This is a genomic window from Pseudomonas sp. fls2-241-TYG-175, from assembly GCF_030209155.1.
GTDB lineage: Bacteria > Pseudomonadota > Gammaproteobacteria > Pseudomonadales > Pseudomonadaceae > Aquipseudomonas > Aquipseudomonas viridiflava.
In genome coordinates, this window is the sequence record NZ_JARVSO010000063.1 from 1 (window position 1) to 24,743 (window position 24,743).

The following is a 24,743-nucleotide window of genomic DNA, read 5'->3' on the forward strand; positions in this document are numbered from 1 at the left end:
TATGCATTCAGTCAGTCACTTTCGTTTAGGCCCCCGTTTTGCGCGTCTTGCGGACGTGTGTATAACAATGAGCGCAGCGCGTAGGAACGATCATCATCGTATTTCTTCATGAGGACGCGCGTATAACGACAAGAGCCGCCGCGTGGTTGAATTCGTCCGTGAAAGCGAAACGCCCGGACATCTCCGGGCGCTTCACACTGCGGGTTTCAGGCAGAAAGGTAATCGTCGACGGATTTGACCGTCGCATAGCCGAATTCGAACGCCGCCATCATCGCAGCATGCACCTGGGCCGCAGGTACATTCACGCCGTTGTAGCTCAGGTCCAGCGTCGCACAGGCGTCGTGCAGTACGGTCACGGGATAACCCATGTCTGCTGCAGCACGCACCACGGCGTCGATGCACATATGGCTCATCGCGCCGATCACCACGACTTCCTGAACACCGAACGCCTCCAGTTGATGCTTGAGATCGGTTTCCCGAAAAGCGTTGATGTGTTTCTTGACCGTCACCGTTTCTTCGCCTTGCGGCGCAACGGCGTGCTGAATTTCTGCACCGTTCGAGCCTTTGACGAAGATCCCGGCACCTTCACCCTCGGACTCATGGCGAATGTGAAACACCGGAACGCCGGCGCTTCTGGCATGCGCGATCACTCGGACGGCATTGGCAACGGCCGCTTCAATGCCGGTCAACGGCAGCTTGCCGGTGGGCAGGTACTCGTTCTGAAGATCTACAACAATAAGGCCAGGTTTCATGTGCTGTCTCCAATCGGATGATGAACGTGATGAGTGTGCCGCCAAATCCGAACCTGCGTCCCACCGGCGACACGAGTTGAATCAGAACTCGAGTGATGCACCGTCTTGCGGTATGTCCACGCGGTTTTCGATACCGTGCTGCTTGACGTAGGAACGTAACGCCTCACGGGTCAGAGACATGTGATTGACGGCATCCATATGGACTGCGACGATTTTCGCGTTGCTGGCCACCTGAGAGGCACGCAGCACGTCTTCTTCGCCCATGATGATCGCGCCCTCATACCCGGTCATCTTTGCTTTGCCAGCATTGAGAACGATGACTTCCGGGTGGAACTTCTCGATTGCCTGATCGACCTCTTTACGCCAGATAGTGTCACCGGCGAGGTAAAGCGTCTTGTAGCCAGGCGCTTGAAAAACCACACCCATGGCTTCGCCCAGAGGCTTTGCAAGGGCTGGCACGGCATACATTTCATCCGTGCCGTGCTGACCACCGGTCTTGGTGATCTTCACGCCGCCGAACTCAGCCTCGTCGTTCAGTACGCGCACGTTTTTGAAGCCTTGACTACGAATCAATTTCGCATCGTCTTCGTGCTGGGCAAACAGCGGGATGTCCTTAGGCAGTGCCTTTTGCGCTGCGTCATCCCAGTGGTCCAGATGCGTATGGGTCACGATGACCGCATCGACGCCGGCCAAGACCTCATCAGTGGATTCGGGCAGTTCGACCAGAGGATTGCGAAGGTTGCTGCGGTAGGTATTTTCAAACCCTGGGTACGCTCCCTTTTCAGCCAGCATCGGATCGATCAGAAAGGTCGTGCCCGCGTAGGTGATTTTCACGGTTGCGTTACGGATCTGATGCATTTCGACTTTATGGGACGCCTTGGCAGCCGGGGCAGGGCTGGTATCAGCGAAAGCCGCCGTGGCGACTGCGCCGCCAGCGATGCAAAAGGCCATTGGTAGTGTTTTGACATTCATGAGTTGTAGCCTGTTGATGTGTTCAAGGGCTCCATTCTTGCCGAATGCCTGCGAGCTCAATAGTGGCCTGAATGACATAATGAGTTAGAATCGGGCCAACTCGAATTCAGCCAGAGATTGCTCCATGTCACCCATACGCGTTGCCGTTCTGGCTTTTGAAGGCGTAAGCCTGTTTCACCTGTCCGTGCCGGGGATCGTGCTGGGTGCTGTCGAAGCCGCCCCCGATGAGCCCCGGTACGAGATCAACTACTGTGCGCAGGTGCCGGGCATGGTCCGCAGTGACCAGGGCCTGGACATCGCTGTGGAGCAAGGGCTTGAGTTGATGGACAGTTCCGACGTCATCATCATTCCGGCCTGGGGCGATGACCTTGAGCCTGCTTCTGCATCGCTCATCAAGGCGCTTCAGGATGCCAATGCCCAGGGCAAGCTGATCGTAGGGTTGTGCCTGGGCTCGTTCGTGCTTGGTGATGCCGGTTTGCTCGACGGCAAGGAAGCGACGACGCATTGGATTGCTCGCGACGTCTTTGCACAGCGTTTCCCCGCAGCGCGTTTTCGGCCCGATGTGCTGTACGTCAGTGCAGACAACATCATGACGTCCGCCGGAACCATGGCTGCCATCGACTGCTGCCTGCACCTGATACGTGAACGTCACGGTGCCGATGCGGCGAATCGCACCGCCAGGCTGCTGGTGACACCTCCACACAGGCAGGGCGGGCAGGCGCAGTATGTAGAAACCCCCGTCCCGCAACTGGCGTCCGAAACTCATCTGTCAGAAGTGCTCGCGTGGGCGCGGCTCAATCTGGGCAATGACCTGTCGCTGGACGTTCTGGCTGAAAAGGCGCGGATGAGCCGACGCACGTTCACACGCCGCTTCAAGGATGCGACCGGAAGTACGGTCTCCCACTGGCTGAATGCAGAGCGCGTTTCCAGGGCACAGCAGTTACTGGAAACGACTGATCTGCCGATCGAATGCATCGCGGGGGAGGCAGGGTTCGGAACGCCGCTGTCCTTGCGGCAACAGTTCAGCGTTCATTTGGGCACTTCGCCTTCGGATTATCGGCGGATGTTTTTTCGGCACAGGGGTGAGGGTAAAAAGGGCAAAGAGAGTGAGCGTTCCAGCACAACGTCCCGCTGATTTACCCGACGAGCCCTAGCCGTATTCGGCACAAATCACCCAGCCGCTACCGCACCGGAACAAAATTTGCCTCCTTTCAACCTAGTGACCTTGAAACGCATTAAGGGCAGGGCCGATGAATAACAATAATGTAGCGATACAGACCGCGCCTCACCTGCAGCATTTCCAGACCTGCGACATCGACGAGCACGGTCGCAACCTCGGTGGGTGGCAGGTTCGTTACGATCAAGTGACGCCCGGTGGCTTTGAAGGCGAGCTGACGGAGTTTCGGTCGGACTGGCTGCAACTGGTCCGCGACCGCTCCAATCAGGCGCTGGCCAAGAGTGGCATGGCCTGGAAGGGCGCGATTGTTTTTGCATTGCCCTTGAGCGCCAACGGTCCGGCGTTTTGCGCCGGGCACACGCTTCAGGAACCCAGCCTGATCGTCGCGCATGGCGAGAATCTTCCCGAGTTGAGCACGCCGCTGCAATTGGATGCATTGGGTGTGGCGATCGAAGAGGGGGCCTTGGCGCACGCGTTGGAGCGTCAGGGCAGTCGTTTTGAGATTACCGATCTTCCCAAGTGTTACCGTTTGACCGATCCAACGGTCCGGACGAGGTTCGCTGCGCTGTTCGATAACCTGTTGAACGGTGAGCAGGCGTGTCTGGAGAAGCTTGAGCACGATTCGATCCGTCGTGGCCTGAGGGATGCTGTCATGTTGCAGGTGCTGGAACTGGTGGCACCCGATCAGGCGCCGCCTCTCAATACCACGGCGCGAAAGAGAATGGTCGACCGGGCGCGTGATTATGTTCTGGCGCATCTGGACGAGCCATTGTCGATTCTGGATGTGTGCAACCACATTGGCACCAGCCGCCGCAAACTTCAGTACTGCTTTCAGGAAACGCTGGGCATCAATCCTGTTGCCTATCTGCGCACGTTGCGTCTTAACGCAGTCAGGCGCGAGTTGCGTGAAAGCAGCCGGATCGAACGAGTACAGACCGTCGCAGCGCGCTGGGGATTCTGGCACTTGAGCCGTTTTTCCAGTGACTACCGGACGCTCTTTGGGGAAACACCGTCGCAGACATTACAGCGCACGCATCTTTGCTGAAAACGGATAACGGCAAAAAGCCTGGCTGAATAGCATGGCTCCACCACCTTCGTGGTCAGGGGCATGCAATGACTCATAACAATAATTTCACGATCAGACGCTTCACCTGCCTGACACTCAGCCTGATGAGCCTGAGCGCCACGGTTCAGGCCACAGAAAATGGCGCGCCTACCACCTCCTTCGGCGTCTACGATTTTGGCGCAGGCATACTGCCTCCGGCGACGCCGGTGGGCACGCTGGGCATGCGCGTGGCGTTCTATTCGGCCAACGTGCAGAAAGATCGCAACGGCCGTTCGCTGGATAACAACTTCTCCCTGGACGTTCTGTCCATCGGCGTAGCGTACTTTCGCATGACCGATTACCGAATGCTGGGTGCGCGCTTCGGCTATAGCGTGGCGGTGCCGTTCTTTCAGATGGATGCCTCGTTTCGCGTGCAGACACCTGGCGGTCCACTTGACCTCAAGGCGGATCCGTTCCGAATGGCCGATATCTCAGTGTCGCCGCTCATTCTGCAGTGGGATCTATCCTCCAACCTGTTCGTGAACGCGCGCTTGCAGATTCAGGCACCGACCGGCGACTACGACAGAAATCGTCTGATCTCGCCGGGGTTGAACCACTGGACCTTTTCTCCCACTGTCAACGCAACGTACATAACCGACAGCGGTTTCGAGGTGTCCAGCAGCTTTCAGACTGACTTCAACACCCGCAACCCTGCGACCGACTACAGGAGCGGTGTCGAATACCGCCACGAGTTTGCAGTGGGTCAGCATGCGGGTCCGTTCACACTCGGGCTGGGCGGGTTCTATTACCGCCAGTTCTCCGATGACGATGCGCCTGGTCTGGAAACGGGTAATCGCGCCCGGGTTGTCGCCGCAGGACCTGCGATCAGTTACTTCACGCCCGGCATGCCTGCGGCGTGGTTTCACCTTTACAAGGAGTTCGGCGCGCGCAACCGCTCCGAGGGCTACACCGTGGCGTTACGGATCGGCCACAGTTTTTGATGCGGTTGCGTCAGCGGCCATCTTCCATTTCAGCTCGATCTCAAACCATCAGGGGCTTCGCATGAAAGACATTCAGACGTTGTTGAACGAGGAGGACGGTACGGCGCTGGCCGAGTGGGTCAGGCGTGGCGAGGTCCAGCCGATCGATCTGCTGGAGGGCGTTATCCAGCGTATCGAGCAGGTCGAGCCGCAGCTCAATACCGTCGCCGAGCGACTGTACGACTCGGCCCGTGACACTGCGCTGAGCGCTGCAAATGGCCAGGGCGTTTTTGCGGGCGTGCCGACGCTTATCAAGGATCTGTTTTCGCCGGTCAACGGCGCTGTCATGAGCAACGGCTCATTGTCCATGGGCGAGTTTCGCGCCACGTTTGATGCCGAAGGGGTCAGTCGCCTGAGGCGTGCCGGGTGCGTGTTTGTCGGAACCACGACAGCACCTGAATTCGGTACGTCCTATTCCACCGAATCCACCCGCTTTGGCGCGACCCGTAACCCGTGGAACCTTGAGCACAGTGCTGGCGGTTCCAGTGGCGGAGCTGCGGCACTGGTGGCGGCGCGGGTGGTGCCTTTTGCTCACGGCAACGACGGAGGTGGTTCATTAAGGGTGCCCGCATCGTGCTGCGGTGTGTTCGGCTTCAAGCCGAGTCGCGGGCTGATGCCTTCCGGTCCGATGGTGGGCGAGGGCTGGGCCGGGATGAGTACTGCACATGCGCTCACCTTGTCGGTGCGTGACAGTGCCGCCTTGCTGGACGCCACGGCTGGCATGGACCTTGGCGCGCCGTACGCGGCGCCTGTTCAGACCACACCTTACGTCAGCGCCGTGCAACGTGATCCCGAACCCTTGCGCATTGCCTTGATCGAGGAGTCGGGCACCTGGCCCACCTCGGTCGAGAGCCTTGCAGCGGTGCGCGAAGCGGCGCAATTGTGCGAGTCCCTCGGGCATCGAATCGAGCCGGTCAGCCTGCCCGTGGTGTTGCCGGAATTTCTGGATCACGTGTTTACCATCATCGGTGCCAACACCCGCAATCACGTCGACCTGCTGGGGCGCATGCGCGGTTTCGATGTGCAGGACGCCGAACTGGAAGCACGCACCCGGATCATTCTGCGCGACAAGGGCAATGTCAGCGGCGCTCGGTACGCTGCTGCTGTTGAGTGGCTTCATGCACTGGGTCGTCAACTGGCAACGTTCATGCAGGACTACGATGTGATTCTGTCGCCGGTCCTGACGCGTGAGCCAGCACGCATCGGTGAGCTGGTCGTCCCGGATATCAGCCTGAGCCTGGACGACATGATCGAGCGCTCTCACCGCTACTCGCCCTTTGCCGCGCTGTTCAATGCCAGCGGTCAACCCGCGATGTCAGTGCCACTGTCCTGGAGCGTTGCGGGCTTGCCCATGGGCGCACACTTTGCCGGACGGTTCGGCGAGGAAAGCACGCTGCTGGCACTCGCCGCGCAACTGGAACGCGCCCAGCCTTGGCGCGGTCGTGTACCGCTGGTCAATGCCTGTCGTTTCTGATGGGCGGTTTCACGCTTTATCAGACACCCGGCTGATGTGAGCCGGGTCGTATCGGTGCTTCAAGGTTGGCACCGCACTGGAATTCATCCGACGCGTTGCGTCGCCAGTTCACCGGATCGCGCAGGTAGTGGGACAGCATCCAGTGGATGGCCGCCGCCTGTTCGTCTTCGGATTTTTCCGGGATCTGATAACCCAGCAGCCTCAGGCCCTGCGCAATGCACATGCAGCTGAAGTTGGCTCTGCCGAGGATGTAACGAAGGTCGTCGTCGAGTGGCAAGGGTGTGGGGCTGATGATCAGTTCACGAAGTTCCTGCACCGCTGCCGACTGATCGGGGCAGGGCAGGGCAGGGCAGGGCAGTCTGTCTATCTTCGCCAGTCTTTGCAGAAGGGTGGAGGGCACGATTTGACATCTTTCGTTCATGATAACTCCGGGTAGCACTGCTCGATCATCCTCCTTGATCTGCACCATTGTTTTTGTTTGCCAGCGGGCTTGGTCCTTGCTCATGGGTGCCGCATTGATGAATGTATTTCGGATCGATTCAGTTGGTCATGGGTGTGTCTAGTGGCCCTGTGATATTGCGGTCCACCTTTGTATAGGGCTGTCAAAAAAAGTACAAGTTCGTTTAATTGAAAGACGAAAGGTATGAGCGGCAATGGGATGGAATGCACGCTCCTGACGAGCGTCATGGACTGTGGGCCGAGGAAGATAATCGGTGTATCCAGTGGTCGGTCTGATGCCATGAATGCACAACTTCCAGATCAGCGTTCGGTCATCCTGACAGGGCCTGCTTCAAGGCTCGACCGTACGTCAGGCAAGGAGGAAATAAAGATGGTCGACGAAGAAAAAGTCCGTCAGAAAGCCTATGAACTGTGGCAACAGGCGGGCAGTCCGGAGGGCGAACGTGAACGCCTCAAGTTCTGGGACAAGGCACAAAAGACGCTGGAGGCCGACCAGCCGCCAGCGGACGCCGCACTGCTTGATTCATCCGAGCAGATCGAGTCCAGCGGTGAGCGGCCTGCAGACTAACGTTTGCCGGATTTCTTCAGAGCGGGTGACGGCTGTGCCCGCAAAGACAGGACAGGCGCAGGCTTCTTGAAAAGCGTGTCTGTGAGAATGGTCACGCTTTGTTTTACGCCATTCTGGACGTAATGGAATTCGAAACGGGCAGGGATGTTCATGAGGCTGTTTCTCTTGTTATGCCGATGAAGGGCAGTCATGGATTGCCCTTCACCGGTCATGTTCAGTCGACCTGAGCCAGCAGGTTTTCTTTCAGGATCGTGCGGATGGCACTCAGATGCTCTTCTTCCTCGCGCAATGCCTGTTCGAAGTCGCCGGCAATCATCGGATGCCCGGCCTTGCGAGTGAGTTCAATCAACATGGCCCAGGCGTCGTTGTCTTCCAGCTCCAGGGTCAGGATTGCGCTCAGGCACTGCGAGGTCGTGGTGCGTGGGTCGGTCAGCACCTGCATCACGCCTTGCGACTTGACGGCGGCCACGTCTGCGCAGGGCGTCATGGCAGTAGGGTCGCCACCCAGGGTTTCGATGGCCTTGCGCAGCACCGCCATATGCTGATGCTCTTCGCTCTGGATCTGTCGCAAGGTATCGACCAGCACGCTGTCCGCACCCTTTGCCGACAAGGCCTTGGCAATCATGGCTTCGTACATGCGCACCCCGGTGCGCTCGAACGCCAGCCGCTCGCCCAGTTTGTCGATGAGCACTTCCGGGTTCTTGCCGCGCAGTTTATCCAGGGCGCTTTTGACCATGCCCTTCAGCGAGCCTGGAATCGGGACGGACCCCACTGTGTCCGCGTCGAGAATGGCTTGCTGGCGCTCTTCGGTCAGTTGTTCGATGCTGCCGGGCACATCGGCCGGGAAGCGTTGTGTGGCTTCGATCTGTCGTTGTGTGTCATCGGGCGACAACTGGACAGGCGTACGGTTGAGGCCAAGTTTCAGTTCAGGACTCGTCATGACGGTTTCCCCCGCGTGCTTATAGTGGGTGGTTCAGTTCGGTGCCGGGCTGCCAGTTGTATCCGGCGGACGCCACACTCGCCGGAACACCTTGTGCGTTCAGGCGGGCGCGGTAATCCAGCGATGCCTGATTTTCATCCTGCTTGTTGACGTAATTGATCCCATGGGCCCGCAGATCGACTTCTGCGGCCAGTGTGGTGCGCACGAAATCCCGCTGACTTTTGAACGCAATCATCTCGGGTAGCTGTCCGCCGAGGATTTCGGCCGGATCGCGGCGCTCAAGGTTCTTGAACAGCTCGCATGCCAGATTCAGATGCCCCAGTTCATAATCGACGAAGCGTTCCCACATCGCCTTGATGCGCGGATTGTCTTCCTGCTCGGCACAACTGGCGTAGGCGTAGACTTCCATGGCTTCATGGATCAGCCATTTCTCGATGAAGGTCTCGCTCGGGTCCTGAAGCGAGCCGTACTGGGTGACATGCTTTTCTTCCACCGAGGCGATTTCAGCGTACAACGCACGTGCCACCGGGTCGGCAAAGGTCGGGCCGATGTTCATGTAATAGTCATGGGTCTGGTATTCGGCTGCTGTGATCAGCGCGGCATGGATCTTGGTGATGAGCTCGGCCTGATCCTTCTGGTAGTTCTCACGCAAGTCATCCTGCGGCGCACGATGATGCTCGCTGGTCGGACGCCCCGGCACCAGGTCGGTGTAGCCCTGAAGAATGTTGTTCGCATCCTTGCCTTAGAGGCGATCAAGCATCGCCGAATAACGGTACAGGTGATCGAAATCCTCGAGCAGTCCGAAGCGGTAGGTCTGCGCCTGATAAGGGTCCGGCTCGGTCTGCGCCACGGCGGCGGTGATTTCGATGGCCGTCTGCTCGTAGGCTACCGTGGTTTCCAGCGGCGAGTGGTCCGCCGACAGCAGCCAGTTGACTATGGTCATCTGGTGCTGCTCCGCACGGCGTACCTGCGCCAGAGGATCGCGCAACGCCTTGTGAAAACGGGAGCCGAAATGCTTGAGACGCAAGGCGTCGGACTCCACGCCGTTCATGAGGATCACCCGTACCCGGGTGAAGGCATCGTCATCCAGTTTGGAGATGGGCTTGCCTGCCATTTCCTTCCAGGTGAAGTGCTGTTTATCGAGCGGTGTACCCTTGTTGTCGAGCAGGTTGGAAAGTGTTGTCATGCGCTTTCTCCGGTCGTCAGGTCTGGAATAAACCTGTGCATTCCTTTGAATGACCGGCCATGGCTCACCAGGATTTCCAGCGTCTGACCAGTGGCCGTCGAACAAACGGTGTGGCTGACGAATGGAGAAAACGGGCCTTCGAATGACCAGCGCACGGCACTAGGCGAGGTCGGTTCTGGAGTCCTCGTTCTTGCTCAGAATGCTTTTTACGCTGTCCGAAAATTCGATCAGGCTGAACGGTTTGAACAGCATTTTTCCCAGCGACTGTCCTTCTGTGATGCCTTCTGCCTTGGTGTAGCCGGTGATGAACAGCACCTTGAGGGTAGGGCGCGACGCCGTCAGTTCCTGCGCCAGCATGATGCCGTTCATGGGGCCTGGCAGGCCGATGTCGGTGATCAGCAGGTCCAGCCTGTCGAGCGTCCTGGCTTGTTCGAGAGCCGATATGCAGTCGGCTGCCTCGAACACGTCGTAGCCCTGGTCGGACAGCAGGTCGGCGGCGATTTCACGAACACCGGTTTCATCGTCCACAATCAGAATCACTTCGCCGTTTCCGGTTTTTTCCGGCATGGCGGCATACGTGGTGTCGGCCGTCTGTTCGACGGTTCTCTGATCGACGGGGAAGTACATGGTCACGGTTGTGCCGACTCCCGATTCGCTCTGGATACGCACCTGTCCACCGGACTGTCGGGTGAATCCGTAGATCATCGATAACCCGAGACCGGTGCCCTGACCGAGTTTTTTTGTCGTGAAGAAAGGGTCGAACGCCCGTCGCAAGACTTCTTCGTCCATCCCGCAGCCGTCATCAATGACCGAGATTAATACGTAAGGCAGTGGCTGCAGATCCTCTGCCACAGCCATCGCCTCGTCGGGCTCCAGGCGCTGGGTGCAAAGGGTCAGCGTGCCGCCTTTGGGCATGGCGTCCCGCGCGTTGATCGACAGATTGAGCAGCGCGTTTTCCAGCTGATTGAGGTCGCAATTGATATTGCCCACACTGCTCAACTGGCATGTCACCTGAATCGTCGGACCCATGGTGCGACGGATCATGTCCTCCATGCTGGCAACCACGGCACTGGGGTCAAGCACTTGCGGCTCCAGCGGTTGCAGGCGTGAGAATGCCAGCAGTCGCGCGGTCAGGGCCGCCGCTCGTTTCACCGCCGTCATCGCCAGCGCCTGATACTTGTCCACCTCGGAATAACGCTCGCTGTCCAGGCGCAGTCGCATCAGTTCCAGGCTGGCGGAGATGCTGCCCAGAAGGTTGTTGAAGTCATGGGCAATGCCCCCGGTCAACTGGCCCACGGCTTCCATCTTCTGACTTTGCCGCAGCTTGGCTTCGGCGGCTTCGCGCTCACGCTGTTCCTCCTGCAACTGTCGGGTTCGTTCGGCAATGCGCTCTTCAAGGTGATCATTCCACTGGCGCAGCACAGACTCCAGTTGAACGCGCTCGTTGATGTCTTCGACGGTGCCATACCACTGCCTGCATAAGCCTTCGTCATCCAGATCGGGAAAGGCCTGGACGCGGTACCAGTGATACTCGCCCATCGCCTTTCGCAGACGCACCTGAATATCGAACGGTTGCAACGTCGCGACCGATTGGCGCCACTGCTGGATGATCATGGACATGTCATCCGGGTGCGTGGATTGTCTCCAGCCCTGGCCCAGCGTCTTCTCGCGCAGCACACCGGAGAAATCCGACCAGCGATGATCCAGAGAGGTGATGGTGCCTTGAGCGTCTGCCGTCCAGGGAATCTGCGGATTCAGTTGCACGGCAATACGGCATTGCCTTTCGCTTTCACGCAGCCGCGCCTCGGTTGCCTTGAGCGCGTCGGTAATCCGGAAACGTTCGAAACAGCCTGCGATCAGGTTGGCGTAACTGCGCAGGAAATCCACGTCGCGGTCGCTGAAGGCACGCGAGACGCGGCTGTCGACCTGAAAGATACCGATGGGGGACTGGTCATGGGGTGCGTAAACGATAACGTTCACGAAGGCCTTTACCTGATTGTCGGTTTGAAAAGGATGCAGGTTGAAGCGAGTGTCCTGGATCGCATCGGTCGAGATAACGGGCTGGTTGATGTCCAGCGAGTGCCACTCTGGACCGCCCTTTTTCAAAGGCAGTCTGAGCTGACCAACGATCCCCGGTGTCCAGCCGACGCCATTGCGGACCCACATCTGTCGTCTGTCCTGCGTGATCTGTACGAACTTTGCCAGATGGGTTCCCAGTGCTTCGCCAGCCCTGGCACAGGCCGAGTTGATCACAATATCCAGATCCGGGCTGATCAGCGCCAATTCTCCAAACTCTGCCAGCACCTTGCGCTGGCGCAGCAGTGCCTGCTCCCGTTCAAACCTGTTCATGTAATTCATCCCGCAGGCGCATGGCTCTTTTGCTCCTGATGCTGGCATATCCATATTCCGTAAAAATCTTGAAACTACAAGGTCGAACAGTGGGGCGTGTTTGCGCTATGGCAGTAAAACATCTGTTTCAGTCTGGAGTGGAATAGCGAAAAACAGCCACTCGATAAAAAAGTGTCTGTTTTTTTGAGCATTTATGGCACCTGTAAAGGATGTTTTCAGCGAGGAATAAAGTGCATTTATTCAGCAATAAAGTCGATATCTTATTGAGTGGGTAATATATTCAAATGAGTGTTTTTGTAAAATTATACAAGAATAAAATATCGTTATTTGGAGGCGAAATCAGGCAGTAGCTGCCGCATCAGAAACGGCAGCTGCGAGGGACTGATTAAAGTCAGACGGTGCTTGATGATGTATCGGATTTCGTCTTTCCAACCTTCCTTTTCGCCGGGTTTGCGTTGTTTTTCGGGGCGGGAGGCGCAACGCTGCTGGTGATGGAACCTGTCAGGCCGTCGCTGTTCTGGCCATCCAGTTCCCGTCTGGCCTCCAGCCAGTGTTCAAAATCCATGCCGTCGGGCTTTCCCTGTTCTTCCCACACACGGTAAGCGATCTGTTTGAGGGTTTCTTCGTTCATTACGTTCTCCTTCTATATAAAAACAAGGGGTGCATAACGCCCTGAGATAAAGATTAGTTGATCTAAATCGTCGGGGGGTGTTTCAGGAATAAAACAGATGAGCGGAGCTGCGAAAATAGTCTGGTTGGGGTGCAGGTATGAGCTTGCCTGATCCATGAAGTGTCATGGATCAAGCAGTAAAACGTTCTTCTCAAGCAAGTTCCGAACAGCGGCAGTGTCAGTGTGCAAGCATGTTGTGATGAATACTGAACATGATCCACAACGTCAGCCCCACCAGCAGGACAATGATCACAAGGGAAAATATCAGCGCGCGCATGTTCCAGCGTTGCTCGGCTGCGGTATCGAGGTGCAGAAAGAATTTCAGGTGCACGACGATCTGAATCAGCCCGGTCAACACCACCAGCCACAACGTCGTCATTCGCGGCAGTGCGGGGTACATGGCCAGAAGAAAGGGAATCAGGGTCAGGACAACCGACAGGATGAAACCGACCATGTAGGAACGGCTGCTGCCGTGGCTGGTTCCGGCGCTGCTGCGCACAGGGCTTTGAGTGTACATATCAGAGAACCCCCAAAATGTAGACGACAGTGAACACGCAGATCCAGACCACATCGAGAAAGTGCCAGAACAGGCTCAGGCAACTGAGCCGGGTTGCGTGCACGGTCGTCAGTCCACGGCTGCGCACCTGCCACATCAGCACGGCCATCCACACCAGCCCCGTCAATACGTGAGCGCCATGCGTGCCGACCAGCGTGAAGAAAGCGGTAAGAAATCCACTGCGATCCGGGCCGTAGCCCTGCTCGATCAGATGATGGAATTCATTGATCTCCATGGCAATGAAGGCGGTGCCCAGCAGGAACGTCACCCCCAACCAACGCAATACGCCAGTGCGGTCATCGCGGTTCATGGCCAGCATGGCGTAGCCGTAAGTGATACTGCTGAACAGCAGCAGCATGGTTTCGGTGAGCACGTAGGGCAGTTCGAAAATGTCCACCGTGGACGGTCCGCCTGCGACGCTGTCGCGCAGTACCGCATAGCCTGCGAACAGCGTCGCGAACAGGATGCAGTCGGTCATCAGGTAGATCCAGAACCCGAAGACCGACATCGAGCCCGAGTCTTCGTGACCTTGCTCATGGTTATGGGCAATGTCCTTGTCGATCACAATGTTAGACATGCTCATGCCTCCGCCAATTCTTTGAGTCGCGCCTGTTCGATTTCAGCCACTTCCTGCGCCGGTATGAAGTAGTCAATGTCATCGTCGTTACTGCGAATGACCATCGTCACCACAGAAGCGACCAGACCGAAGGCAGCCAGCCACCAGATGTGCCAGACCAGCGCGAAGCTTGCGATCAGTGCAAACAGACTGATGATCAGACCGGCAGCCGTATTGCGAGGCATATGGATGGCGCGGTAGTCGGTATGACTGAGGGTGCTGACACCACGTTCTTTCATGCCCCAATAGGCATCCAGATCATCCACTTTTGGCTGCTCGGCAAAGTTGTAGACGGGAGGCGGGGAGGCGGTCGCCCACTCCAGTGTCCGGGCATCCCAAGGGTCGCCGGTGGTGTCGCGGGTCGTGTGGCGATTGCGGATGCTGACGAACAGTTGCAGGGCCTGTCCGGCCACGCCCACCAGAATGATTGCCACGCCGATCAGCTCCAGCATCAGCCACGGACGCCATTCGGGGTTGTCGAAGTGATTGAGACGTCGCGTCATGCCCATGAAACCCAGCACGTAGGAGGGCATGAACGCGAAGTAGAAACCGACAATCCAGCACCAGAACGAGAGTCTTCCCAGCCGGTCGTTGAGCTTGAACCCGAACGCTTTGGGGAACCAGTACGTGAGCCCGGCCATATAGCCGAATACCGCGCCCCCGATGATCACGTTATGGAAGTGGGCGACCAGGAACAGGCTGTTGTGCAGCAGGAAGTCGGCCCCGGGTACGGCCAGTAACACGCCGGTCATGCCGCCGATGCTGAAGGTCACGATGAAGCCGATGGTCCACAGCATCGGCGTCTCGAAACGAACCCGACCGTGGTACATGGTGAACAACCAGGTGAAGATCTTCACGCCCGTCGGCACAGCAATGATCATGGTCATGATGCCGAAAAACGCGTTGACGTTGGCACCCGCGCCCATGGTGAAGAAGTGGTGCAGCCAGACGATGAACGACAGCACGGTGATCACGATGGTGGCCCACACCAGCGACTTGTAGCCGAACAGGCGTTTGCTGCTGAAGGTTGCCGCGATCTCCGAGAAGATGCCGAACGCGGGCAGGATCAGGATGTACACCTCCGGATGCCCCCACGCCCAGATCAGGTTCACGTACATCATCGGGTTGCCGCCGGCTTCGCTGGTGAAGAAGTGCATGCCCAGGTAGCGATCCAGGGTGAGCATGAACAGCGTGGCGGTCAGGATCGGGAACGCCGCGAGGATCAGTACCGAGGTGCACAGCGCCGTCCAGGTGAACACCGGCATCTTGAACAGCGTCATGCCGGTGGTGCGCATCTTCAGGATCGTGACGAAGAAATTGAGCCCCGTCAGCAACGTGCCTATTCCTGATATCTGTAGCGACCAGATGTAGTAGTCCACGCCGACGCCCGGGCTGTATCCCAGTTCCGAGAGCGGGGGATAGGCCACCCATCCGGTTCTGGCGAATTCGCCGACGCCCAGCGAAATATTCACCAGCGCGGCACCGACCACGAACAGCCAGAAACTCAGCGCGTTGAGGAATGGGTAAGCCACGTCGCGGGCGCCGATCTGCAGCGGCACCACGATATTCAGCAGACCGACCATGAACGGCATCGCCATGAAGAAAATCATGATCACGCCGTGTGCGGTAAAGATCTGATCGTAATGCTCGGGCGGCAGATAGCCAGGGCCCCCCTCAGCGGCCATCGCCTGTTGCGTGCGCATCATGATGGCGTCCGAAAACCCGCGCAGCAGCATGACCAGCGCAACGATGATGTACATGCAGCCGATCTTCTTGTGGTCCACCGAAGTGAACCACTCGCGCCACAGGTAACCCCAGGCCCCTTTCCAGGTAATCGACCCGACCATCCCTACGGCGATGAGGCCAACCACCGCGAGGGTATACATGATGATGGGTTCATGAAGCGGGATGGCGTCCCAGGACAGTTTTCCGAACATGTCAGCGCTCCTTCTGCGTCGAATTACGGTCATCGGCATCTTCGGAGGCCACTGGCTCCGGTATCGTCCTTTTTGATTTGTTCATCCCTTCGTACTTGTCGACGATGGTCTTGAAGAGCTGCTGATCGACAGCTGAGTAGTAGGTGATGTCATAGCCGTGAGTCGGCGTCGCCAGCGTCTTGTAAGTCGCTGGATCGAGTGTTCGGGAAGTGTTCCTGACCTTTGTGACCCAAGCCTCGAAGTCGGCGGGCGTCGTGGCCAGGGTGCTGAAGTGCATGTCGGAAAAACCGGGACCGCTGTAGTTGGCGGAGATGCCTCGGTACTGGCCGACCTCGTTGGCAATCAGGTGCAAGCGGGTCTGCATGCCGGCCATGGCATAGATCTGGCCGCCCAGGGCCGGGATGAAAAACGAATTCATGGCAGCGTCAGAGGTGACCGTGAAACTGACTGGCGTATGCACCGGCATGGCCAGCTCGTTTACCGTGGCAATGCCCAGGTCCGGGTAGATGAACAACCACTTCCAATCCATGGCGATCACTTGGACATTGATCGGCGGGTTGTCGGATTCGATCGGGCGGTAAGGGTCGAGCTCGTGCGTCGTGACCCAGGTCACCCAGCCCAGAATGATAATGATGACCAGAGGAACACCCCACACCACGGCTTCGATCTTGTGGGAGCTTGCCCAGCGCGGGGAGTACCTGGCTTTCTTGTTGGTCGACCGGTACTGCCAGGCGAACAGAAACGTCATCACGATGACCGGAATTACGACGATCAGCATCAGGGCGGTGGCGAGGATGATCAGGTTGCGCTGCTCGAGTGCGATCTGACCCTTGGGATTGAAAATCACCCAGTTGCACCCTGACATCAGAGCGAAACAGAGCGCCACCAGACAGGATTTGACCGTTCGCATTGACCTTCTACCTCGCGTTTCAGAAAAACCAAAGTGCAACTAAGTTGCCATCACTCTAAGTACCGACTGGCTATAAAACCAATACGAGCTCAAACGAAAACGTTATTGAACCTGTTGGCAGTCAATAAAGGTTGCGCCGTTCAAGATGCTCATAAGTGTTATTCGGTTGAATGTCATGCTGCGGTGAGTGCTGGCCTTTTGATTGCCTGTTTTTACTTGTCTGATTAGCAAGGTTTTCCATGCGGCGTTCATAGGCGGCATGATTGGAAGGGGTATTGGCATACTCGGAGCAGTTGCTCCGGTCTCTATCCGATATAGGCGACATTCGGCGACTCCTGGCCATATGCATTGCACTTGGCCTGTTGCGATAGTGTTTGCGCCGACTTCGTTCTGGCTACCAACCGGTTTGAATGCAGCAAGTGTGGCTTGGTTTTGAAAAAATGCTCAAGAGGCGACGAACGGCACAACTAACGAAGCGGCAGGGTGCCTCTTGTCGGGTGCCATGGCAGTTGGCTGTAAGTTTTATATGCTGATCAAGTGTGTCTCGCATGTAATAGTTTCCCGGAGGGCAGCATGTTCAACAAGTCATCCACGTCTCCCGCACAGTCTGACAGTCCCGTTATTGAAAAGAGTTATGAGCGTGACCTGGAAAATGGTTGCAAGGCCAATGTGTGTGCTCATGAATTGCCGGACGGCGATATCGAATTGGTCGTCAGCGTGTGTGACAAGGAGGGACGCTCCGTGGCGAAGCGAACCACCAGATTGCCGGGCGCCGAGTGGACGGTTCCGGATGCCATGAAACGGGGTCGGGATCAGGCCGAGCGGATTGCCGGAGGGGAGTCGGGCCGGCTGCCCTGTGCCGATCGCGCTGATCGTGAAGAAGACGATGACGACGATTGATCGGCAGGACAGCGGTTCACGAATGGACAGCGTGAATGACGAATTCGCCCTCCAGTAAGGGAGTCGTCACCGCGTGAATCATCCCGGCCGTCAGCGCTTGCGCGGGGTCGAGAATGCGCGGTGCAGCGGTCAGGTACTTTTCGATCTCCAGCTTTTCTTCAGCATTTTTGGTGCGCTCACCCACAATACGGGCATAGAGCTGCAGGTCGTAATCCAGGCTCATGGCGTATTCAGACATGCGTGAGTGGTCGACAGAACCATTCAAGTACCAGTGAAACGGGTGAAACAGGAACTTGCTGTGTCGGCACGCCGTTCTGCGCTCGCCCGCCAGAAAGACGATGTTGCCCATGGATTCCACGGTGCCCAGGTTGTGCGTGTGCACCGGAATCGGCAGCGCCATCAGAAAGTTGTAGAGGGTGAATCCGTAACTGCACTCGCCGCCCAGCGTCGCAATGTTGATCGTAAGGCCCGTGGCTTTGCTCTGAACCGCCAAGGCCGCCTTCTCGATGGTCTGGCCGCAGGTGGACGCATTGATGGGGCCGGTGAAGTTGATGATATGCAAGGTCATGACGCACCTTCGTGATAAATAACGGACAGTCGAACACCCGGCCGGTCGCGGCGTCCGAGGACACCGTAACCGGTCGGGTGATCGTTACGAGCAGAGACGAATACCTTCGTCACGTCAACGCCTGTGGACTAGCTGTTGCGTCCGCCTCCATGGCTGTTTTGTCCACCTTTGCGTCCGGCCTCAGATGCCTTTTCGCGATCATTGGCAAAGTTGCCGCCGCTGTTCTGGCCTCCCTTGCTGCCGGCTTCCGCGGCGCGCTCAGGGTCGTTCTTGAAATTGCCGCCGCTGTTCTGGCCGCCTTTGCTGCCAGCTTCCGCAGCGCGCTCGGGGTCATTCTTGAAGTTGCCGCCGCTGTTCTGACCGCCCTTGCTGCCAATTTCCTGATAGAACTCTTTGTCGTGGCTGGCTGAGGTTGCTTCGCCGCCTTTTTTGCCCGCTTCGTTTACACTCATGCCGCCTTGTTTATCTTGTGCCATTTTCTGATACCTCATTGAAGTTGCAGTACTGTACAAGTCAACAATCGGGATCGATTGTATGGATCTTCGCTGCAGGCATTATAAATACCTGCCAGAAAGTGTCGCGTTCCAGACTCGTCTACGCGTTACGCAGTGTTGATCAGACGCTGCAGGGCCTGTTCGGAATGGCCCCTTTTGACGTAAACAAGCCGGAACATGGTTGACACGGATCAATCAGGATTTGCGGCCGCCACCATGGCTGTTTTGTCCGCCTTTTTTACCTGCCTCAGAGGCTTTTTCCCGGTCGTTGGCAAAGTTGCCGCCCGAGGCTTGTCCTCCTTTCTTACCGGCTTCCGATGCTTTCTCGCGATCATTGGCGAAGTTTCCCGGGTTTTTATTGCCTGTAGTCATGATGGCTCTCCAGTATCATTTACGATTCTCGAAGTTGGCGTCCAGTTTCCAGAACGGACACTTACTCCGATAAGCGTCAGGCGCAGAATGCTTTTACTATTTGTTTTCCGGCCGATAAGTGGCAGCAGTTGTAAAGGCTTTGTACAGGTAACGAATTAAGCGGGCGAGTTTGTACAGTTTCGATATCGGTCTGACAGCCGTTACGCTTTTTTTGCGATCTATCGTTTTCTCGATCACTCACGTCAGCGTGCGTTGTTTCGAGCGTACGTGGAGCAGCGCCGTCTCAGGTCGCCAGACCGGCAAAAAAATAATGATCGAAGGGGTGATCCACCGGACCTCGCCACCCGTATGCAGAGGCTGATTTTTTTCAGGCACTTTTCCTGTCACATCCGGGAGGCACATGGATCCGCGTCTGGCAGGGCTTTCGTTCCTGCTCACCCTTACATGGACCGGGGCAGTCGTCCTGGTGATCTGGTTTTTTTCCTGATGGCGTGACACTCCGAAACATCGGATTACCGGTAGTGGCGAACTAATGGCTCATGGCGCAATCTGTTGTAGCTGTCAGGTCTTCATGAGCCGAGAGCTCGACGCCAACCGTTAGTCCGTATGGGCTGCAGCGCTATCGGGGTCATCGAGAAATACGATTACCTGTTTTGCCCGGCAGGCAGCAACGTGGCATGTGCTGTGAAGCGTTTGCCTCGCCCGCGAACACTGATGTGCATCACCTTTTTTCCTAATTGCTTTAATTCTCAGAGCACTGTTCATGTCGACAACAACTGTAAGTACCCCTAAGGACATAACCGGGGTGCAGTTGGACCTCCACTCGCTCATGACGGCCATTGATCGGTCGCAAGCGATGATTGAATTCGATCTTGAAGGCAACATCCTGCGGGCCAACACCAATTTTCTGGACTGCGTTGGCTATCGCCTCGACGAAATTCAGGGCCGTCATCACCGCATTTTCTGCACCCCCGACCACGCTTCCAGCCTGGAATATGCAACGTTCTGGAAGAAGCTGAGCGAGGGCGCATTCGATGAAGGTCAATACAAACGGCTGGGCAAGGGCGGCAAGGAAATCTGGCTGCAGGCGACCTACAATCCGGTGCTCGACGAGCACGGCAATCCGTTCAAGGTCGTGAAGTTCGCAACCGACGTGACCCATCAACGCAAGACCAATGCCGAATACGAAGGCAAGGTGTCTGCCATCGAGCGTTCGCAGGCGGTGATCGAGTTTGACCTGAACGGTCGTGTGCTCAGCGCCAACGAAAATTTTCTGTCGATTCTGGGCTACCGTCTGGACGAGGTTCAGGGTCAGCACCACCGCATGTTTTGCGATGACGAATACCTCAACAGCCCGGCCTACCGTGCCTTCTGGGCGAAGCTTGAGCGTGGCGAGTATGACTCGGGCGAATACAAACGCGTCGGCAAGAACGGTCGCGAGCTGTGGATCAGCGCCACTTACAACCCTATCCTCGATCCGGACGGCCGCCCGTACAAGGTCGTCAAGTTCGCCAACGACGTTACGGAAAGCCGCGCCCGCCAGGCCGAGCAGGCCGGCAAGGTGACCGCCATCGAGCGTTCCCAGGCCGTGATCGAGTTCGATCTGACCGGCAAGGTGCTGACCGCCAACCGCAATTTCCTCAACGTATTCGGCTATGACCTGAACGAGATTGTCGGTGAGCATCACCGCATGTTCTGTTCCGAGGATTTCATCAGCAGCCTTGCCTATCGCGAACTGTGGGACAAGCTGGGCCGTGGCGAATACGACGCCAACGAATACAAGCGCAAGCGCAAGGACGGCAGAGAGATCTGGATTCAGGCTACCTACAACCCGATCTTCGATGCTCAGGGCAAGGCCTACAAGATCGTCAAGTTCGCGCTGGACGTGACCGATGCCAAGGAAAGCAGTGTCGAGGACAAGGGTAAGGTCACGGCAATCGACCGTGCCCAGGCGGTGATCGAATTCGACATGGCCGGCAACATCCTCACGGCCAACCCCAACTTCCTGAAAGCGATGGGTTACGGTATGCAGGAGCTCAAGGGCCAGCATCACCGGATCTTCTGCGAAGAGGAATACGTGCGCAGCACGCCTTATCGCGAGTTCTGGCACAGCCTGGGGCAGGGCGAATTCTTCTCGGGACGATTCATGCGCCTGAGCAAATACGGCCAGCACATCTGGATTCAGGCGACCTACAACCCGATCTTCGACCACGAAGGCAAGCCGTTCAAAGTCGTCAAGTTCGCCACCGACATCACCCGTCAGGTCGAGATCGAGCAGGCCATCGAGGCCAAGACTCTGGCCATGGACAATTCGGTCAAGGCGCTGATGGGCGCGATAGCCTACGTCGCGCAAAGCACCGACACCGCCACCGAACTGGCCAGACAGACGCGTGAACAGGCCAGCCGTGGTTCGCAGACGCTTAACAAGGCGTCCGAAGCGATGGGCATGATCGCCAAATCGGCTGAGGGCATTCAGGATATCGTTCAGGTCATCAGCGAAATTGCCAGCCAGACCAACATGCTGGCGTTCAACGCCGCCATCGAAGCGGCGCGCGCCGGTGAGCATGGTCTTGGTTTCTCGGTCGTGGCGGACGAGGTGCGCAAGCTGGCCGAGAAGTCTTCGCGGGCGACCAAGGAGATCAACAAACTGATTCTCGAAACGGTCGGCCGGATCGAGTCGGGCAACGAGATTTCCCTCAGCGCGGGCGAAGCCTTCGAGCACATCGTCGAAGGTGTGATGCAGACCACTCAGGCCATTGACGGGATCAATGCGGCCACCGAGAAACAGCGTGTTTCTGCGCAGGAAGTCGAGTCGTTGATCGTCGAGCTGCACAAGGCCAATGCCAATGGCAGCAGCACTGAGGCGCTGGACAGGATGTCGCTCGGGCAGCCTGCATGAACGGCGTGCATGCCTATGGCGTGGTGCAGATAAACGGCACCTACCTGGCGGTCATCGCCGATGCGTTGATGGAGGCGGTGCACTGGCCGACCGATCTGCAGTCGCATCCGCTGACACGCGGTGCACTGCTGGGCGTGTTCACACTGCGTGGCAAACCGGTGCCACTGGTGGATCTGCGTGGTCAGCTTGCCGAAGGGGCCGACAATTCGGCACCCACACCGCTGGTTGCCATCCTGAAATTCGGCGGCGGTTATCTGGGGCTGGCGATCGATACCGTGTGCGATATTCTCAAGGCACGTGACGCGCAGTTCTGTTCGATAGGACCTGGCGGCACCAGCACCGGATTGCTGCCGGAGCTGCTGTTGGGCAGCGAAGAGTCGCGCATGATCTACAAGCTGGATCTGCAGGTACTGGCCAGTCTGCCGGGCGTCATGTTTGCGGCCGATCAGCACGCACAGTTGCTCAAGGAGGAAGCCCAGGCGGCCAAGCGTCGCTTGTTGCACTATCTGGTCTTCGAGTGCGACGGTCGGCACTTCTGCATCGATGCCAGCGTCGTTACCGAACTGGTGGACGGGCCTGAAATCAGCGCATCGGATTTCGGCAGCGATTGCTGCTTTGGCGTTACCTCGGTGCGCGGTACAAAGGTGCCGGCGCTCAACCTTTCCGAGGTCCTGGGGCTGGATCACACGCGGCAGGTTTCCAAGCCTCAACTCCTGCTGCTGACCGCGCCGGACGGGCGTGTTTGCGGGTTTGGTTACGACCGTATGGTCGCGATTCATCGGCAGGACCCGGACAGCCTCCTGGCGGCGCCCGCGTATGGTTTGCCTCATCCCGAGCTGTTCGCCGGGGTGATGAATCTGCAGGAAGGTAAGCAAGCCTTGTTGCTCGATCATCCGGCGCTGCTGCAACGGCCCGAGGTCACCAGTTACACCAAGGTCTATCAGAACGACGTACAGCCTGCGCAAGCCTCGCATGACGTCACGAAGGCGATGCTGCGGCATGCCTGTCTGTTGTTCGATGCACCGAGCCGCTTCGTCGCCCCGTTGAGCCAGATCGTCGAGATTCTTGCCGTGCCCCGGCAACTGATCGGCTTGGCCCAACCCTCTACGCATTTGCTGGGGCAGTTCAATCTGCGCGGTGAGCAGGTGCCGTTGATCTGTCTGAGCAGCCTGCTTGGCGAGACAGCGCCAGCGCAGACCGAAGCGTCCCGCGTGCTGATTGTGCGGGGTGAACGTCTCTGTTTCGGATTTACAGTGAGTCGGGTCGACTCGATCGATGCGTTCAATCAGTTTGATCCGGCAATGCTGGAGCAGGGCTGGCAGACCAATCTGGGCAAGGATATTTCGGTCAACGACCGGGCGCGCTCACTGGTCAGTGTCGGCAGTCCTGAACGCAGTTCCCGTTTGACGCTGCTGGACTTGCAAGGCGTGGCCAGACAACTGGAGCAGAGCGTGCAGCAACGCGCGGTCGCGTGATGTGAGGGTGAATCAATCTGAACCGAACGCTGCGCATGTGGCCTTACGTTGACAGCCACGAGTGGAGCATCTGACGATGACTGACAAGAAAGATGAAAAGAAACCGGAACCTCGCGACGACGTGCCTGCGCACTCGACGCCCGAGGAAAAGGAACGCCTCAAGGACTTCAATAAGGATGGCATTCCGCCTGGTGTTTGTTGACACCTGTCTTTATAAAAACGCCCGGCCTTCACAGACCGGGCGTTTTCGTTTACTGGCGTCTAACGATCATTCGCCTGCTGCGAAATCGCGCAGAACGCTGCCTTCCATCCGATAGCGCACCCACTCATCCTGCGGCGCGGCGCCGATGGCTTCGTAGAATTTGATGGCGGGTTCGTTCCAGTCCAGCACACTCCATTCCAGACGGCCACAGTCGTTGGCTACCGCTTCGCGGGCAATGTGTCGCAACAATTTGCGTCCAGCACCGACACTGCGTTGTTCCGGTGTGATGTACAGGTCTTCCAGGTACACGCCGTTGCGACCCAGCCAGGTGGAGTAGCTGTAAAAATACACGGCGTACCCGATGGGCTTGTCGTCGCACAGGCACATCAGCGCCCTGGCGGGTGCATTGTCTGCGAACAGGGAGCGCTGAATGTCCTCTTCGCTGGCCTTGACCTCATGCCCGGCACGTTCGTAGATCGCAAGTTCGGTGATGAACGCCAGAATCTGGCTGGCGTCGGCGGCAGTGGCGGGGCGGATGGTGAGGGACACAGAGACTCCTTGGCAGGCTGCAGGATGATGGCGCGGCATGATAGCCGCATCGTTCGACAGTCCGGTAGTCAGGCGTCGCGCAGCAGGTCGTTGGCGTTGAGCAATTGCCAGGCGATGTGCGGGTTGGCTTCCAGCGCCCGTCTGATGGCGGCGGGGATGGATTGGCGAGTCTTGCGGCAGACACCGATTTTCTGTTCCACGACTATAGTGATGCCGCGCATCGTGCGCACCTCGTTGAAGCCCGGCATGACCTCTACACGGACGCCCAGTTGCGTTTCGATCTTGCGCAGCACGTGTTCCAGATCGCCCAGGCTGGTGATGGCCTCGAGACGCTCAAGCAGGCGCTTCTCCTGATCGCGGGTCAGCAGCAGAATCCGCCGGTCGGCGTCAGGCGCATCGAGCCGATCCCGTTCGCAATCGCAGACGCCGGGTGGGCAAGGGTTTCGGGTGGGAAGCGATGCATTCATGGGGCGCAGCATAGCCATTGTGCGAGGCGTCTGACCATAGGTGCATCAGGCCTTTTATCGTGGCGCGGGCTCCTGAAACAGTTAAGTGAACAGACCCGATGGGACGCAGAGCATCGTTATACACAAGTCTGCCTCAACACTGATCGTGCCCATCGCTCCGCGTGGG

General features: G+C 57.7%; 24 protein-coding genes and 3 pseudogenes. 10 read left to right on the forward strand and 17 right to left on the reverse strand.

The annotated features are described in order from the left end of the window. Positions 1-206 precede the first annotated feature (206 nt). Both QRN20_RS26340 and QRN20_RS26345 read right to left on the reverse strand, forming a co-directional pair. Positions 207-752, reverse strand: a complete 546-nt coding sequence (locus QRN20_RS26340) for a cysteine hydrolase family protein (protein ID WP_122419199.1) — start codon at positions 750-752, stop codon at positions 207-209. Positions 753-833: 81 nt separating this feature from the next. After that, positions 834-1,724 (reverse strand): MBL fold metallo-hydrolase, encoded by an 891-nt coding sequence (locus QRN20_RS26345; RefSeq protein ID WP_032652481.1) that lies wholly within the window; start codon positions 1,722-1,724, stop codon positions 834-836. Positions 1,725-1,848: 124 nt separating this feature from the next. Here QRN20_RS26345 and QRN20_RS26350 point away from each other — a divergent pair, with 124 nt between their 5' ends. The 4 genes from QRN20_RS26350 (at position 1,849) to QRN20_RS26365 (ending at position 6,460) form a co-directional block, all read left to right on the forward strand. Then, positions 1,849-2,859 (forward strand): GlxA family transcriptional regulator, encoded by a 1,011-nt coding sequence (locus QRN20_RS26350; RefSeq protein ID WP_122605204.1) that lies wholly within the window; start codon positions 1,849-1,851, stop codon positions 2,857-2,859. A 115-nt stretch (positions 2,860-2,974) separates the two neighbouring features. Continuing rightward, a complete protein-coding gene (locus QRN20_RS26355) occupies positions 2,975-3,946 on the forward strand; it encodes a helix-turn-helix domain-containing protein (protein ID WP_122435315.1) in 972 nt (323 codons plus the stop codon). A 68-nt stretch (positions 3,947-4,014) separates the two neighbouring features. Then, entirely contained in the window at positions 4,015-4,947 is a 933-nt protein-coding gene (locus QRN20_RS26360) for a SphA family protein (protein ID WP_058432622.1), read from the forward strand. A gap of 61 nt (positions 4,948-5,008) precedes the next feature. Further along, the gene (locus tag QRN20_RS26365; RefSeq protein WP_285361559.1) at positions 5,009-6,460 is read left to right on the forward strand and encodes an amidase; all 1,452 of its coding nucleotides are present in this window, start codon (positions 5,009-5,011) and stop codon (positions 6,458-6,460) included. A 19-nt stretch (positions 6,461-6,479) separates the two neighbouring features. On the opposite strand, the gene QRN20_RS26370 is transcribed toward QRN20_RS26365, so the two are convergent. Next, positions 6,480-6,860, reverse strand: coding sequence for a hypothetical protein (locus QRN20_RS26370; RefSeq protein WP_285361560.1), 381 nt, complete (start codon positions 6,858-6,860; stop codon positions 6,480-6,482). Between the two features lie 339 nt (positions 6,861-7,199). On the opposite strand from QRN20_RS26370, the gene QRN20_RS26375 reads away from it, so the two are divergent. Continuing rightward, positions 7,200-7,487 carry a DUF2934 domain-containing protein gene (locus tag QRN20_RS26375; protein WP_197697510.1) on the forward strand — a complete coding sequence of 96 codons (288 nt, stop codon included), beginning with the start codon at positions 7,200-7,202 and terminating at the stop codon, positions 7,485-7,487. A 214-nt stretch (positions 7,488-7,701) separates the two neighbouring features. On the opposite strand, the gene QRN20_RS26380 is transcribed toward QRN20_RS26375, so the two are convergent. The 9 genes and pseudogenes from QRN20_RS26380 to QRN20_RS26420 all read right to left on the reverse strand — a co-directional run bounded on the left by QRN20_RS26380 (position 7,702) and on the right by QRN20_RS26420 (position 16,976). Continuing rightward, positions 7,702-8,427 carry a DUF892 family protein gene (locus QRN20_RS26380; RefSeq protein WP_029241510.1) on the reverse strand — a complete coding sequence of 242 codons (726 nt, stop codon included), beginning with the start codon at positions 8,425-8,427 and terminating at the stop codon, positions 7,702-7,704. Between the two features lie 19 nt (positions 8,428-8,446). Next, positions 8,447-9,613, reverse strand: a pseudogene (locus QRN20_RS26385) (hypothetical protein). A 159-nt stretch (positions 9,614-9,772) separates the two neighbouring features. Further along, the gene (locus QRN20_RS26390) at positions 9,773-11,962 is read right to left on the reverse strand and encodes a GAF domain-containing hybrid sensor histidine kinase/response regulator (protein ID WP_285361561.1); all 2,190 of its coding nucleotides are present in this window, start codon (positions 11,960-11,962) and stop codon (positions 9,773-9,775) included. 391 nt (positions 11,963-12,353) lie between these two features. Further along, positions 12,354-12,593, reverse strand: a complete 240-nt coding sequence (locus QRN20_RS26395) for a DUF2934 domain-containing protein (protein ID WP_122605210.1) — start codon at positions 12,591-12,593, stop codon at positions 12,354-12,356. A 217-nt stretch (positions 12,594-12,810) separates the two neighbouring features. Further along, a complete protein-coding gene (gene cyoD / locus QRN20_RS26400; RefSeq protein WP_004887942.1) occupies positions 12,811-13,149 on the reverse strand; it encodes a cytochrome o ubiquinol oxidase subunit IV in 339 nt (112 codons plus the stop codon). A gap of 1 nt (position 13,150) precedes the next feature. Then, positions 13,151-13,765 (reverse strand): cytochrome o ubiquinol oxidase subunit III, encoded by a 615-nt coding sequence (cyoC, locus tag QRN20_RS26405; protein WP_088236394.1) that lies wholly within the window; start codon positions 13,763-13,765, stop codon positions 13,151-13,153. A 2-nt stretch (positions 13,766-13,767) separates the two neighbouring features. Then, positions 13,768-15,741, reverse strand: coding sequence for a cytochrome o ubiquinol oxidase subunit I (cyoB, locus tag QRN20_RS26410; protein ID WP_058432620.1), 1,974 nt, complete (start codon positions 15,739-15,741; stop codon positions 13,768-13,770). Position 15,742: 1 nt separating this feature from the next. Beyond that, the gene (gene cyoA, locus QRN20_RS26415; RefSeq protein ID WP_096767686.1) at positions 15,743-16,651 is read right to left on the reverse strand and encodes a ubiquinol oxidase subunit II; all 909 of its coding nucleotides are present in this window, start codon (positions 16,649-16,651) and stop codon (positions 15,743-15,745) included. Positions 16,652-16,772: 121 nt separating this feature from the next. Further along, positions 16,773-16,976, reverse strand: a complete 204-nt coding sequence (locus tag QRN20_RS26420) for a hypothetical protein (protein WP_163003806.1) — start codon at positions 16,974-16,976, stop codon at positions 16,773-16,775. A 248-nt stretch (positions 16,977-17,224) separates the two neighbouring features. On the opposite strand from QRN20_RS26420, the gene QRN20_RS26425 reads away from it, so the two are divergent. Beyond that, complete coding sequence (locus tag QRN20_RS26425; protein WP_025992875.1) at positions 17,225-17,551, forward strand: hypothetical protein; 327 nt, start codon at positions 17,225-17,227, stop codon at positions 17,549-17,551. A 16-nt stretch (positions 17,552-17,567) separates the two neighbouring features. On the opposite strand, the gene QRN20_RS26430 is transcribed toward QRN20_RS26425, so the two are convergent. The 3 genes from QRN20_RS26430 to QRN20_RS26440 all read right to left on the reverse strand — a co-directional run bounded on the left by QRN20_RS26430 (position 17,568) and on the right by QRN20_RS26440 (position 18,985). Continuing rightward, positions 17,568-18,119: an ATP-dependent Clp protease proteolytic subunit gene (locus QRN20_RS26430; protein WP_029241507.1), complete on the reverse strand. Its 552-nt coding sequence runs from the start codon at positions 18,117-18,119 to the stop codon at positions 17,568-17,570. 128 nt (positions 18,120-18,247) lie between these two features. Further along, positions 18,248-18,595, reverse strand: coding sequence for a con-10 family general stress protein (locus tag QRN20_RS26435; protein ID WP_029241506.1), 348 nt, complete (start codon positions 18,593-18,595; stop codon positions 18,248-18,250). Positions 18,596-18,808: 213 nt separating this feature from the next. Further along, on the reverse strand, positions 18,809-18,985 hold the full coding sequence (locus QRN20_RS26440) for a con-10 family general stress protein (RefSeq protein ID WP_004887928.1): 177 nt from the start codon (positions 18,983-18,985) through the stop codon (positions 18,809-18,811). An 829-nt stretch (positions 18,986-19,814) separates the two neighbouring features. Between QRN20_RS26440 and QRN20_RS26445 the strand changes: the two are divergent. The 4 genes and pseudogenes from QRN20_RS26445 to QRN20_RS26455 form a co-directional block, all read left to right on the forward strand. Beyond that, positions 19,815-21,254, forward strand: a pseudogene (locus QRN20_RS26445) (PAS domain-containing protein); the annotation flags it as partial. 159 nt (positions 21,255-21,413) lie between these two features. Then, positions 21,414-21,884: pseudogene (locus QRN20_RS26995) on the forward strand (methyl-accepting chemotaxis protein); the annotation flags it as partial. Continuing rightward, entirely contained in the window at positions 21,881-23,359 is a 1,479-nt protein-coding gene (locus QRN20_RS26450; RefSeq protein ID WP_088235012.1) for a chemotaxis protein CheW, read from the forward strand. The pseudogene QRN20_RS26995 and the gene QRN20_RS26450, both read left to right, overlap by 4 nt. 76 nt (positions 23,360-23,435) lie before the next feature. Next, on the forward strand, positions 23,436-23,561 hold the full coding sequence (locus QRN20_RS26455) for a hypothetical protein (protein WP_004887921.1): 126 nt from the start codon (positions 23,436-23,438) through the stop codon (positions 23,559-23,561). 66 nt (positions 23,562-23,627) lie between these two features. On the opposite strand, the gene QRN20_RS26460 is transcribed toward QRN20_RS26455, so the two are convergent. After that, on the reverse strand, positions 23,628-24,110 hold the full coding sequence (locus QRN20_RS26460) for a GNAT family N-acetyltransferase (RefSeq protein ID WP_029241503.1): 483 nt from the start codon (positions 24,108-24,110) through the stop codon (positions 23,628-23,630). Positions 24,111-24,178: 68 nt separating this feature from the next. Continuing rightward, a complete protein-coding gene (locus QRN20_RS26465) occupies positions 24,179-24,577 on the reverse strand; it encodes a hypothetical protein (RefSeq protein WP_088236395.1) in 399 nt (132 codons plus the stop codon). Between the last annotated feature and the right edge of the window lie 166 nt (positions 24,578-24,743).